Origin of the sequence: Geminocystis sp. (assembly GCF_041753295.1) — a bacterium.
GTDB lineage: Bacteria > Cyanobacteriota > Cyanobacteriia > Cyanobacteriales > Cyanobacteriaceae > Geminocystis.
This window is the reverse complement of sequence record NZ_JBGSUU010000010.1, coordinates 1-13,379: the sequence shown is the minus strand read 5'-3', so window position 1 is coordinate 13,379 and position 13,379 is coordinate 1. Positions and strand designations below refer to the sequence as shown.

12 protein-coding genes are annotated in these 13,379 nt (G+C 32.4%); 8 read left to right on the top strand and 4 right to left on the bottom strand.

Translation table 11 applies throughout. The features are described from left to right. The first annotated feature begins 328 nt into the window (after positions 1–328). Positions 329–1,075, top strand: coding sequence for a DUF561 domain-containing protein (locus ACEW8E_RS00715; RefSeq protein WP_373478423.1), 747 nt, complete (start codon positions 329–331; stop codon positions 1,073–1,075). Positions 1,076–1,180: 105 nt separating this feature from the next. Beyond that, complete coding sequence (locus ACEW8E_RS00710) at positions 1,181–1,447, top strand: PepSY domain-containing protein (protein ID WP_373478422.1); 267 nt, start codon at positions 1,181–1,183, stop codon at positions 1,445–1,447. 363 nt (positions 1,448–1,810) lie between these two features. Here the strand turns inward: ACEW8E_RS00710 and mutL are convergent, their stop codons facing one another. The 4 genes from mutL to glgB all read right to left on the bottom strand — a co-directional run bounded on the left by mutL (position 1,811) and on the right by glgB (position 7,547). After that, positions 1,811–3,493, bottom strand: coding sequence for a DNA mismatch repair endonuclease MutL (gene mutL, locus ACEW8E_RS00705; RefSeq protein WP_373478421.1), 1,683 nt, complete (start codon positions 3,491–3,493; stop codon positions 1,811–1,813). Between the two features lie 43 nt (positions 3,494–3,536). Further along, a complete protein-coding gene (locus tag ACEW8E_RS00700) occupies positions 3,537–3,959 on the bottom strand; it encodes a YraN family protein (RefSeq protein ID WP_373478420.1) in 423 nt (140 codons plus the stop codon). Positions 3,960–3,962: 3 nt separating this feature from the next. After that, on the bottom strand, positions 3,963–5,129 hold the full coding sequence (locus ACEW8E_RS00695) for a hypothetical protein (RefSeq protein ID WP_373478419.1): 1,167 nt from the start codon (positions 5,127–5,129) through the stop codon (positions 3,963–3,965). Between the two features lie 132 nt (positions 5,130–5,261). Beyond that, positions 5,262–7,547: a 1,4-alpha-glucan branching enzyme gene (gene glgB, locus ACEW8E_RS00690; protein ID WP_373478418.1), complete on the bottom strand. Its 2,286-nt coding sequence runs from the start codon at positions 7,545–7,547 to the stop codon at positions 5,262–5,264. A gap of 196 nt (positions 7,548–7,743) precedes the next feature. Between glgB and ACEW8E_RS00685 the strand changes: the two genes are divergently transcribed. The 6 genes from ACEW8E_RS00685 to ACEW8E_RS00660 all read left to right on the top strand — a co-directional run bounded on the left by ACEW8E_RS00685 (position 7,744) and on the right by ACEW8E_RS00660 (position 12,715). Further along, positions 7,744–8,202: a CBS domain-containing protein gene (locus tag ACEW8E_RS00685; RefSeq protein WP_373478417.1), complete on the top strand. Its 459-nt coding sequence runs from the start codon at positions 7,744–7,746 to the stop codon at positions 8,200–8,202. An 82-nt stretch (positions 8,203–8,284) separates the two neighbouring features. Beyond that, positions 8,285–8,947, top strand: a complete 663-nt coding sequence (gene nblB / locus ACEW8E_RS00680) for a phycobilisome degradation protein NblB (protein WP_373478416.1) — start codon at positions 8,285–8,287, stop codon at positions 8,945–8,947. A 55-nt stretch (positions 8,948–9,002) separates the two neighbouring features. Further along, a complete protein-coding gene (locus tag ACEW8E_RS00675; protein WP_373478415.1) occupies positions 9,003–10,100 on the top strand; it encodes a tetratricopeptide repeat protein in 1,098 nt (365 codons plus the stop codon). 36 nt (positions 10,101–10,136) lie between these two features. Continuing rightward, a complete protein-coding gene (locus ACEW8E_RS00670; protein ID WP_373478414.1) occupies positions 10,137–11,090 on the top strand; it encodes an undecaprenyl-diphosphate phosphatase in 954 nt (317 codons plus the stop codon). A gap of 50 nt (positions 11,091–11,140) precedes the next feature. Continuing rightward, positions 11,141–11,884: a phycocyanobilin:ferredoxin oxidoreductase gene (locus ACEW8E_RS00665; RefSeq protein ID WP_373478413.1), complete on the top strand. Its 744-nt coding sequence runs from the start codon at positions 11,141–11,143 to the stop codon at positions 11,882–11,884. Between the two features lie 87 nt (positions 11,885–11,971). After that, positions 11,972–12,715, top strand: a complete 744-nt coding sequence (locus ACEW8E_RS00660) for a YebC/PmpR family DNA-binding transcriptional regulator (RefSeq protein WP_373478412.1) — start codon at positions 11,972–11,974, stop codon at positions 12,713–12,715. Positions 12,716–13,379: the final 664 nt, after the last annotated feature.

The following is a 13,379-nucleotide window of genomic DNA, read 5'->3' as shown; positions in this document are numbered from 1 at the left end:
CTATCTTCTATCTTCTATCTTCTATCTTCTATCTTCTATCTTCTATCTTCTATCTTCTATCTTCTATCTTCTATCTTCTATCTTCTATCTTCTATCTTCTATCTTCTATCTTCTATCTTCTATCTTCTATCTTCTAACTCCTATCTCCTAACTCCTATCTCCTAACTCCTAACTCCTAACTCCTATCTCCTAACTCCTAACTCCTATCTCCTAACTCCTAACTCCTAACTCCTACCTTCATAGAAAATTTTGCTTCTTCATCTGGTTAATTATGAATTGCTTTTTGGTATAATTAACCTTCCAAACGTTACAAAATTTAAGTTTAATTATGATTAACAACTCAAAATTAGCCCAAGCCTTCGCTACAAAAAAAGTCCTCAAAGTTATTAGTGGTTTAAATAATTTCGACGTTAATAATGTTAGTGCTGTATGTCAAGCCGCAGAATTAGGCGGAGCAACTTTTGTTGATATTGCTGCGGATGTGAATTTAATCAAAACCATTCGTCAGTTAATTAGTCTTCCTGTTTGCGTATCTGCCGTTAATCCTTTATTATTTGTTGATGCCGTCAATGCTGGTGCAGATTTAATCGAAATTGGAAATTTTGACAGTTTTTATGCTCAAGGCATCACTTTTTCTTCTGAAGATGTTTTACGCTTAACCCGTGAAACCCGTGCTTTATTACCTAATATCACTCTTTCTGTCACTGTACCTCATACTTTACCATTAGATCAACAAGTAGAATTAGCCCAAGCCTTAGTTACTGAAGGGGCTGATATAATTCAAACTGAAGGCGGTACAAGTTCTAATCCTAATCATAGCGGTATTTTAGGTTTAATTGAAAAAGCATCTCCTACCCTTGCCGCCGCCTATGCTATTTCACGAGCTGTTGAAATTCCTGTATTATGTGCTTCTGGTTTATCTGATGTTACTATCCCTATGGCGATTGCTGCTGGTGCTGATGGTATTGGCGTTGGCTCTGCCGTTAATAAATTAAATGATCCCGTCGCCATGGTAGCTGTAGTACGCACCTTAGTTGAGGCGTTAAATTCCGCTTCTGTTACAGTACCTGTATAATAAAAATGTAGTGTGGGCATCGCCCACCATGAATAAAAAAAAGATGAAACTTTTAAGGTATAAATACGTCACTAAGATTAATAATAATTTTAATGTCGAAAATTGATGAAAAATACCATTGTATCTTTAATTTTATTATCTAGTGTCGCCGTTTCACCTTCTGTATTTGCTGATGATACGCCCCCTTCTAACGCAAAACCTCTGTCAGAAATAGTTAGAAATTTAGAAACGAAAGGTTTTTCTCCCATTGTCGAAATTGATTTTGATGATAGTGACGGTTGGGAAATCAAAGCCTATCGCAACAATCAAAAAAGAGAATTGAAAGTTAATCCCCTTTCGGGTGAAATTACTTCAGATACAAAAGACGACTAAATTATTTATTAGTAATTAATAACTGATATTACCCAAAATAAAATATTTGATATTGAAAATATTAGGTTAAATAGTTTTCAATAATCAGTTTATAAACATTAAATTATTTCAGTTTTTTCCTTTAGTTAATTTATCTATTAGATTTCTCCAATAATTATTTTGATAGGATTAAAAATGACAATAAACTAGATTTATTTAATGATTTTGAAATTAAAATTGATTTGTTTTTTTTCTGGAGATGTCTATTAGAGTATGTAATATTCTTTCTATTCATCACTTAATTTGAATAAAAACTCTAATTTCCTTCAAGATTAAATCTTGATAACTTTTAACCTAATTCCTAATCCCTTTTATTTTAATAAATTAGTTGATACCGTGACTTTTTCCTAATACCCAATGACGGCGAAAAAAACGATATAGTGACGATTCTTCTAATGATAAATAAATTGGGCGCCCATGAGGACAAGTATGAGGATTTTTTGTTATTTTCCATTCATTGACGATGTTTTGCATTTCTTTGATAGTGAGTTTTGTGCCATTACGAATTGCACTACGACAGGCGATCGCAACTTGGGCAGAATCTAAGTCACCTCCCCAACTTAACTCCATTAAAGCGTCTAAGGAATCCTCTCGTTGTAATAAAGTTTCGGGAATGCTTCTAATTGCCCATAAATCTTCCCCAAAGGAGTCTATTTCTAAACTTAAATTAATTAAATTTTCTACTTGTTTTGGTAGTAATTTATTTAAAATAATGGGGGTTTCTATGGTTACTATTTGCCATTGATTTTTTAACTTTTCATATAATATTCTTTCATGGGCAATATGTTGTTCAATTAACCAAATTCCTTGGGAATGTTCTGCTATGATATAGGTATTCCTTGATTGAGCGATAACTTTTAAATCAATTAAGCCTAATTTTTCAACACCATCGTTATTTTCTTCAATTTTTGAAGATATATTTCCAACATTATAAACTGCTTTATTTTCGGCAACTTTAAAAATTTTTTCAACTCGTTTATTTTCTACTTGAGTCGATAAATTATTATCCGTTAAGCGAAAAATTTGCTCAATATTTTCTTTAATAATTTCTTGCCAAAATTCAAGGTTATCTAAATAAATTTCTGCTTTTGCTGGGTGACGATTCCAGTCAATTTGTCGAGGAGATGTTTGTAAATGCAAGAAAATCAGAGGATAACGATCTCTTTCTAAGGTACGATGAAAACTAGAGTAAATAGCAGACTCTAACTCTTGACATTTAACAACTCTACCATTGATACCAATTCTCATCCAATCATTGCGAGGGCGAGAAATGCGATCAGGTAATCCTATAATAAAATGTAGAATAGAAATATTATTTTCATTAGGAGTATTAACTTTAATTTCTCTTTCTTCCAAGTCAGAATATTTAACAGTTTTTAACAATTGTGGTAATATTTTTTGCAGAGAATTATCACCACTAATATTTAAAATTAAATGACTATCTACTAATAATTGCCAACTGACTTGAGGATGACATAAAGCCAAATTAGAGATTAATATTTGAATAGATTTAAGCTGTTTTTTAAAACAAGGATTTACTTGTCTTCTTAAAGGAATATTGGCAAATAAATTACTGACATGAATAATTGTACCAACGGCGATGGCTTTGGGATAACATTTAATAACCTGAGTTTGATGGGTAATCATCTCCCAACCACAACTATCTTTAACTCGACTGGTAATGTTTAAATCAGCCAATTGCGCAATACTATGTAATCCTTCTCCTCGAAAACCCAGAGTTTGAATTTTGCTTAAATCATCGGTAGAGTTAATTTTGCTAGTGGTATGAGGTTGAATCGCCATCACTAAATCATTTTCTTCCATGCCTTCGCCATTATCAGCAACTTGTAAACTCCATGACTGAGAATAAAGAGAAATAACGATGCGACTAGCTTTAGCATCTAAACTATTTTCGGCTAACTCCCTTACCACCGCCGTTAAAGAATCGATAACTTCTCCTGCTGCAATTAATTTAATAACATTCTCAGGTAGTTTTTTAATAGTCATAAATTGTAATAAATTTCTATATTTTTCCTCTATTTAGATTTTGTTAAAAAGCATTCTTAATATAATTAGCTATCTTAAATTGATAATTTTGATAAGTTATGTAATTATCACTAATAATAAAATTTTCTCCTTGATTGATAGTAGAATTTTGAGTATAAGTTAATAAGGCAACATCAAAACGACAATTAAAGTTTGATAAAGATAAATTTTCGCTTAAAAAAGTTTCAGCAGTTAGAAATAATTTTTCTTGCTTACTTTCATTTACAGCAAAAACACCATCACCATCCCAGTTATTAACTTGACGAGTTTTTACTTCAATAAATGCTAAGATTTTTGAGTTATTATCCTTCGCAATTAAATCAATTTCTCCCCATAAACAGCGCCAACGATAGTATAAAATATCATAACCTTTATTGATTAACCATTGAGCAATAATTTCTTCTCCTAATTTACCAATATTTTTCATTTTTTATTGAGTTATAGATTTTGTGGTTAATTCCTTTATTTTATTATTAGCAAATTGTTTTAAATTTTGTGCTTCATTATAGACAGTTGTACCAGTTTCTACTTCATTTAATTTATTAAGAATATCTTGAATTTGAATAATGATTTTTTTAACATCAATTTCGGAATTATTAACGTTATTTGTCACCAATTGATTTATCTGATTTTTAGCATAGTTAAAAGCCTCTATAGATTTTTCTTCAGCTTTTTTTCGCTGTTGAATTTCTGATAAATTGTTGTTATATTCTGCCATTAATTTTTTAGCTTCAATATAGCCATTACCATCTTCTAAAGATATATTTTCTAATTCCTTAATAGCCATTTTCCATTGATTTTCAATTTCAGTCCATTTTTCAACTTTATAAGGAGGATTTTTTGATAATTCTACCGCTTTCAAAGAAAATTGTTGAGCAGAAGTTATGATAGTATTTAATTTTTCTGTTTGTATAAAGTTACCAATTATTGCTTCTAATTCTTCTCGATTACTACTAAGTTTTTGTTGTGCTTTTTCTCCTGCTAAAGTATTAACAGGGATTTCTTCTAAATTATTAATCGCTAATTTCCATGTTTTAATTGCCTGTTGTTTATCATAATTATTTTTGGCATTTTCATAATTATTTTTTCCTTCATTAAAAGCTAATTCTGCTTTTTTGAAGAGAGTTTGTGCATTTTTTTCTTGAAAAATTTTTGCTTCTAATTCTCCTACTTTACCGCGCATTTCTTGAAAACCAAAAGAAGAAAAACGCCAACCATAACCATAACTACCGCCAAATAAATCGTTACTAGGATAAACAGGAATAGCATTTAAACTTTGTTTTGCTTCCTGTAATTTTTTTTCTCCTAATTGTAAATCTTCTTGACTGGTGGCATTATCAATTAATTGTTGTGCTTGTTCCATTAAATTGATAGACTTTTTAAAATGATATTCCGTAGTAATTTGACTAGGTAATAATAAGAGTGGTACTTTTTCAGAAATTGGGCGACGAATGGCAGGATAAGGTAAATTGATGACGTATAAAATACCTACAGGAATTGTAATAAATAAAGTTGTTTTAACTAATTTATTACCGAAATTTTTAAGATGTTGTAGAGGAGAAATTGAATTATGTTGATTGTCAGAAAGATTTTCCATAACCTTTTAATAATAAAAAATGGATAATTGATTCAGTTTCAGTAACTTGTTTTAAAAACTTCCCCTATTTTAAATGTTAAAGGGGAGAGTTAATTATCGATTATCTATAGTTAATTATCTATGGTTAAAGCCTTAACTATTTAGAGAATTAGTGGTTTCTGTATCTAGTTTTAACATCAAAACTCCCAAAGGAGGTAAGCATAAATCAAGGGAATCAGGATAATTATGATAAAACCATTTCTCAGTCCATTTTCCTCCTAAATTACCCATATTACTACCACCATATTCACGAGAATCGCTGTTAAAGATTTCCGTATAAAATCCAGCTTGAGGTACACCAATGCGATAATGGCTATGGGGTTGAGGAGTAAAATTACAAACCGCCACGATAAATTCACCATTTTTGTCACGACGGAGAAAAGCAACAACGCTATGACGATTATCACTACAATCAATCCATTGGAAACCTTCCTCTTCAAAATCTAACTCATATAAAGCGGGTTGATTTTTATATAGAGTATTAATATCAGCGAAGAATTTTTTAAGTTGTTGATGTTTTTCGTATTGTAATAAATGCCATTCTAAATCATTCCAGACATTCCACTCACTCCATTGCCCAAATTCCATACTCATAAACATGGTTTTTTTGCCCGGATGTGCGAACATATAACCGAATAAGCTACGCATATTAGCAAATTTTTGCCATTCATCCCCCGGCATTTTGCCTATCATATTACTTTTTCCGTGGACAATTTCATCATGGGAAAGGGCTAACATATAATTCTCACTGTGATGATACCACATACTAAATGTAATACTATTTTGATGGAATTGACGAAACCAAGGATCCATGGCAAAATAATCTAACATATCGTGCATCCACCCCATGTTCCACTTCATATTGAAACCTAAACCACCCATGTAAGGCGGACGAGATACCATAGCCCAAGAGGTTGATTCTTCAGCTATAGACAAGATACCAGGAAAGTAATTAAATATAGTACCGTTAACTTGACGTAAAAATTCCACTGCTTCGATATTTTCTCTGCCACCGTATTGATTTGTTACCCATTCACCGTTTTCTCGGTCATAATCAAGATAAAGCATAGAAGCCACCGCATCCACTCGAATCCCGTCAATATGGTATTTATCGAACCAAAATAAGGCATTTGCTACGAGAAAATTGCGGACTTCATTACGGCCATAATCAAATACTAATGTACCCCAACCTTTATGCTCACCTTTACGAGGATCGCCATGCTCATACAAGTGTGTGCCATCAAAGAAAGCTAAACCATGGCCATCTTTCGGAAAATGTCCGGGTACCCAATCAACTATAACACCAATGTCATTTTTGTGACAAACATCGATGAAATACATTAAGTCTTCTGGGCTACCATAACGAGAAGTGGCGGCATAATAACCAGTAACTTGATAACCCCAAGAACCATCAAAAGGATGTTCCGCTACAGGTAATAATTCAATATGAGTATAACCTAATTCTTTGACATAGGGAATTAATTTCTCTGCAAATTCATAGTAATTTAAAAAACGGGCAGTGGACTTTATGTCTGATACTGGTACTATTTCAGCAGTTTTTCCATATTGTTTTAAAGGAACTTCTATGGACGTATGTAACCATGAACCCATGTGCATTTCATATATAGAAACGGGTTGTTTCAAGGGATCTGTATTACGACGTTTTTCAAGCCAATCTTGATCATTCCACTGATAAGAGTCTAAATTTGCCACAATGGAAGCGGTTTTAGGGCGTACTTCCTGATAAAATCCAAAAGGATCTGATTTTTCGTAGATATGTCCTTCCCAATTTTTAATCTCATATTTGTAATGTGTACCATAGTCAAGATCTGGAATAAAGATCTCCCAAATCATATTCTGACGTTTCCGCATTTGATGTTCTCTGCCATCCCATGAGTTAAAATCCCCTAATACTGAGACGTTTCTTGCATTAGGTGCCCAAACGGCAAAATACACCCCTTTAATGCCGTTTTGTTCGATAACGTGTGCTCCTAACTTCTCATAAATGCGATGATGATTACCTTCCCCAAACAAATGTATATCAAAATCCGTTAGTTGTACTTCTTTAAACTGATAAGGATCATATATTACTTTTTCTTGATCTCCTTCTTTTATCCGTAATTGATAGCTATTTAATTCTTTCGCTTCGATTTCACACTCAAAAAAGTTGGGGTGATGATGCGATCGCATTTGGTATTCTTGACGATTATGAGGAATAACTACTGAAGCAGTGGTAGCTTTTGGTAAATATGCCCTGATTACCCATTGTTTTTGATTATCTTTTTCACCGATTAGATGACAACCTAGTATTTCAAAAGGATCATGATGTAAATTATGAACTATTTGATTAACTTGCTCAGAGGTTATGGTAGTAGGCATTTAATTATTGATACTTAAACATTTTTTATATTGTTCTAATGATAATAGCTAGACTTACTTTTAGAATAATTACTTTTTAAATTAGAGAAATTTACCTATACCTTTATTGTATTTTGCAAATAATTGAAACAAATAAAAAATTCAGACAGTGCATTTTGATACAATTACCAATGTTAGAAATTTAAAATCAGTCAAAATGAATAAAACTATTGCACAGGTGATGACACCTACTCCCATAACTGTTACTCCAGAAATGCCCTTAAAGGAAGCCATCGCTATTTTGGCAGAAAATAAAATTAGTGGTTTACCCGTGATTGATGAAAAAGGGGAATTAGTGGGAGTAATTTCCGAGAGTGATTTAATGTGGCAAGAAACAGGAATTGAAGCACCGCCATATATTATGATTTTAGACAGTATTATTTATCTACAAAATCCTGCCAAACATGATAAAGAAATTCAGAAAGTTTTAGGGCAAACCGTAGGAGATGTCATGAGTAAGAAGCCTATTACCGTCTCTTGTCATGAATCAGTGAAAAAAGCAGCACAATTACTTCACGATAAACAAATTCGTCGTCTTCCCGTCATGGATGAAAAAGAGCAAGTAGTGGGAATTATTACCCAAGGAGATATTATTCGAGCTATGGCATCAGATTAAAACCTCTGGGAAGTTAATTTTTCCCTTCTATCCGTAAATTTTAAATATCCATCTTTTTTAATCAATTTTAACTATCAAAATCATGACTATTACACCCGAATCTGTAAAAAATTTAATTAATGCTGATAATTTTGGCGATCGCATCAGAGGAATAAATGAATTAAGACAATTAGACAAAAAAACAGCTTATGAGTTAATTAAACCGATTATTCAAGACAATAATGTCAGAGTGCGTTATGCCGCAATTTCTCAATTAGACACCTTGGGAGACGTAAATCTGGAAGAATCTTTAGAAATATTACTAGAAAGATTATACAACGATCCTGAAGCCGATGTTCGAGCGGCGGCGGCGGATGCCATAGCAGGATTAAAACTTACCCAAGCCTATCCCGACTTGAAAAAAGTTTATTACGAAACAGAAGAATGGTTAATACAATTCAGTATTGTAGCTGCTTTAGGAGAATTAGGACATCCTGATGGTTTTGATTTACTCAAAGACGCTTTACACTCTGATAACTCACTATTACAAACTTCAGCCATTAGTGCTTTAGGAGAATTAGGAGATATTCGTGCCATAGATTTATTAATTCCTTTTGTGGATAATGATGATTGGCAAATTCGTCATCGTGTCGCCCAAGCATTAGGCAGATTTGGGGGGGAAAAAACCAAAGAAATATTAACTATTCTTTCTCAAGATAAATCCATAGCCGTAGCCGAAGAAGCTAAACACTATTTAATGAATTAGGTGCTTTTTATGGTATTATTAAGATTCTTTAAGTTTAACGGAGGTTAAAAACCGAGTGTATAAGAAAATTATCCCTCACATAATCATCTCTTTACTTTTAGGAGGTATGGGATTAATCCCCTTAGAATTAACGGCACAAGCTCAAAATAGCTCAACCGTAGCTACGAGATTGAATCCCCAACAAAAACAACAATTATATAATTTACTCCAACAAGGTAAACAGTATGTTACAGTAGGTGACCTAAATAACGCACTTTCTATTTATCGTCAAGCGGCTACTTTAGATAATGGAAACCCGAAAATTTTTTCAAGTATGGGTTATCTTTATGCTTCTTTAGGAGATTATCAAGCAGCCGCTAATGCTTATCAACAAGCTATCACTTTAGCACCTGATAATAGTGATTTTCATACCGCTTTAGGTTATACTTTCGCTCAAATTGGGGATAATTCTAACGCTATAAATGCTTACGAAAGGGCGATCGCCCTACAACCAAAGAATGTCGATAATTTAATTGCTTTAGGGGTTTTATCCCTGAGAAAAGGAGAATATTCTCAAATCGAAAATTATTATCAAAAAATACTAACTTTAGATAGTAATAATCAAACCGCTTACGATATTATGGCTACAGCACTTTATCAACAAAATAAAAATAGTGAGGCTATCGCTTTTTTAGAAAACGCCATAGTTAAGTTTCCCAAAAATAACGATTTGAGGTTAAAATTAGCCACAGCCTACTTTAAAGAGCAAAAATCTGCCGAAGGATTAGCACAATTAAAGATACTCGAAAGTAGTGAGCCGAATAATGCTAAAGTAATCATGAAAATGGCTATGGTTTATGAGCAACAAAAAGACTGGGATAACGCCCTCAAAGCCTATCAAGAAGCATCAATCTTAGATAATAAATCTATCCAAGCCTACGGCGGTACTGCTAGAATTTTAGAACAAAAACAAGATTATTTTCGTGCCATTGTCGCTTATCGTCGTTTTATTGAATTAGCACCCCTAAACCCCTACGGTTATCATCGTCTAGGCTTACTGCTAAAAGAAAGAGGTAGAAAACCAGAAGCCAAAGAAATGTTAGAAAAAGCTAAAAATATTTACCAACAACAAGGAAAATTAGAAAGCGTGGCACAAGTACAAAAAGAGTTATAATTTAACACTCGTTGCCCTAATTATCACTATCAGTGAATGTCTAACTCGAAATCTCAAACTACTTATACTCTAATTTCTGGCATTATGGGGGGATTCATATTAGCTTTATTTGCTCAACCCCTTATATTTGCCCAAAGTGATAATGTTGTTACTGAAACTTCTAACGTTAGTATTAATCTATTTCAAGCATTTATTCTTGGTTTAATACAAGGTTTAACAGAGTTTTTACCTATTAGTAGTACAGCACATTTAAAAGTAATACCTGTGGCTTTAGGTTGGGGTGATCCGGGAGTCAGTTATACTGCTATTATTCAATTAGGCAGTATCATAGCCGTCTTATGGTATTTTCGCCAAGATTTAAGAGATTTAACAACTGGTATTCTTAAATCAGTTAAAACGAAGAATTATAATACCCAAGAATTTAAAATTGGTTTAGGCATTATTATCGGTACTATTCCTATTATTGTTGTTGGTTTAGCTTTAAAAATTTTAGTGCAGGATTTAGATAATTCGGGTTTTCGCAGCTTAACCACCATCGCTATTGCCTCCATTGTGATGGCAATTTTATTGGGTATAGCAGAAAAAATTAGCACTCATAAACGCAATTTTGACCAATTATCCACAAAAGATGGTATCTTAATGGGATTAGCTGAATCTCTTGCTTTAATACCGGGTGTTTCTCGCTCAGGCTCAACCATTACCGCTGGTTTATTTATGAATTTAGAAAGGGCAACTGCTGCTCGTTTTTCCTTCTTACTTGGTATTCCAGCTATTACTTTAGCAGGTTTAGTAGAATTAAAAGACGCTTTTTCTCAAGGTTTTAACTCCGTTTCTATTTTTCCTTTGGTTGTTGGGGTTATTTCTGCATGGATTTTCTCTTATTTAGCCATTGCATGGTTAATTCATTTTTTGCAAAAACAAGATACTTGGGTTTTCGTTTGGTATCGTCTAATTTTCGGTATTGTAATTTTAGTGGCAACTATTAAGTAATTAAATTAAAGTCAAAATTTATAATAAATCAATAATTTTAATAATCTTTTATGGAAACTTCTTCCTCTGATTTAAAAAGTCGTTTACATCCTATTATCAATCAATTAGCAGAAATTATTATTACTACTTGGCAAGAAAATCTTTCTTTATCACCCTACGAATTACCCGAAGGTTTAGGCTATGTCGAAGGAAAATTAGAAGGTGAAAGATTAACTATTCAAAACTATTGTTATCAAAGTCGAGAATTTCGGAAGATGCACCTTGAATTGGCAAAAGTAGGCAGTAATTTAGATATTCTTCATTGCGTCATGTTTCCTAATATTGAATATCCTTTACCAATGTTTGGTTGTGATATTGTAGCAGGAAAAGCAGGAATAAGTGCCGCTATTGTTGATTTATCTCCTACTAATAGCGAAAAAACTTTATCTAAAAACTATCAAGAAAGACTCTCAAATTTAGAGGAAATAATTTTTACTGATAAACGAGATTTACCTACTTGGGGTGATATTTTTTCCCCTTTTTGTCTGTTTATTCGCCCGAATAATGAGGAAGAAGAAAAGCTATTTTTAAAGATAGTAAAAGATTATTTAACTATTCATTGTCAGATAGCAAATCAATGTAATCCTGTTTCTGATAGTGAAAAATTAGTCTATTTTCAAGGGCAAAAAAATTACTGTTTACAGCAACAACAAAATGATAAAACCCGTCGAGTTTTAGAGAAAGCCTTTGGCGTTGAATGGGCGGAAAATTATATGAATTCTGTTTTATTTGATTTACCTCTAATCACAAAATAGTCTTCCATATGATTTAAGTTGATTATCAAGAGCTAATCAGGCATAATTACATTTTAAAAGTTTGGTGACATAATTATAGAATAAATCATGGCAGGACATAGTAAATGGGCAAATATTAAACGACAAAAAGCCGTTGTTGACGCTAAAAAAGGTAAAACTTTTACTCAACTTTCTCGTGCTATTATTGTCGCTGCTCGTAATGGAATCCCAGATCCTGAAGGTAATTTTCAGCTACGCACAGCTATTGAAAAGGCTAAGGCGGCTAGTATTCCTAATGATAACATTGAACGGGCTATCGCTAAAGGTGCTGGTACTTATACCGATGATGACAATCTCTTAGAAGAAATTAGATACGAAGGTTATGGTATTGGTGGAGTGGCGGTGTTAATTGAGGCGTTGACAGATAATCGTAATCGCACCGCAGCCGATATTCGTTCGGCTTTTACTAAAAATGGTGGTAATCTTGGGGAAACTGGTTGTGTCAGTTGGATGTTTGAGCAAAAAGGTGTTGTTATTATTGAAGGAAACATAGAGGAAGAAAAGTTATTAGAGGTTTGTTTAGAAACCGATGCCCATAGTTACGAAATTATTAACGAGGAAGACTATCAAGGTGCAGAAATTTTTACGACTATTGACGGGCTAGAAAATCTTAATCAAATCTTGACAAATAACTATTTTTGTGTTAAAGAAATAGAGCTACGTTGGATACCTAATAATACTATAGAAATTAATGATCAAGATCAGATTAAATATTTATTACGATTAATTGATACTTTAGAATCTTTAGATGATGTACAAAATGTTACCGCTAACTTTGAATTAGTTGAATAAAATTATAATTTTTCCGAACATCTTTCATTTAATCATCTTTTTATGAGTTTATTTTCCTCTTATTTTTCCTAAACATTAAGTTTTTTTATCCTTTTTTTAAGCCAATAAATTCCTTAACAAGTTTAAAAATCTCTATCTTTTTTTTACTTATTTTCTTGCTAATCTATTGTTTTAATATTCATCAATTAATTTTATCAATAGTTCACTAAAGTTTAAAAAAAAATTAAATAAATCTCTTGACATTTAACTATATTTTTGTTACTATTTAAGTATAGAAATATAAGCCACCTTTTCTTGAGCCGTAGCGCTCGGGGGGAGGTGGCTTGTCCGTTTTTTTTGCGTAAGTACTTCCTCTTTTACGAAGAAACTTTATGTCATAGCTATCAGCTTAAATCCTTAAAAATCAAAATTTACAGCTATATTTTATGATTAATTTAATATAAATGTTTGTTTTAAAATCAACTCTAAAATATTGAGTTTTTTTACTAATATTGTCTAAATTCTGAACTTTTTATTGATTCAGTCTAACGGTACTTAAACAAAACGATAAAAGAAATTAGGTTATAATTTTTGTATTATAACGTTTTTAGGTCAAAATGAAAGAAACAACATCTTCATCAATGCCACCATGTTTTAATCGCTGGTGTCAAAAAATAGATCCAGT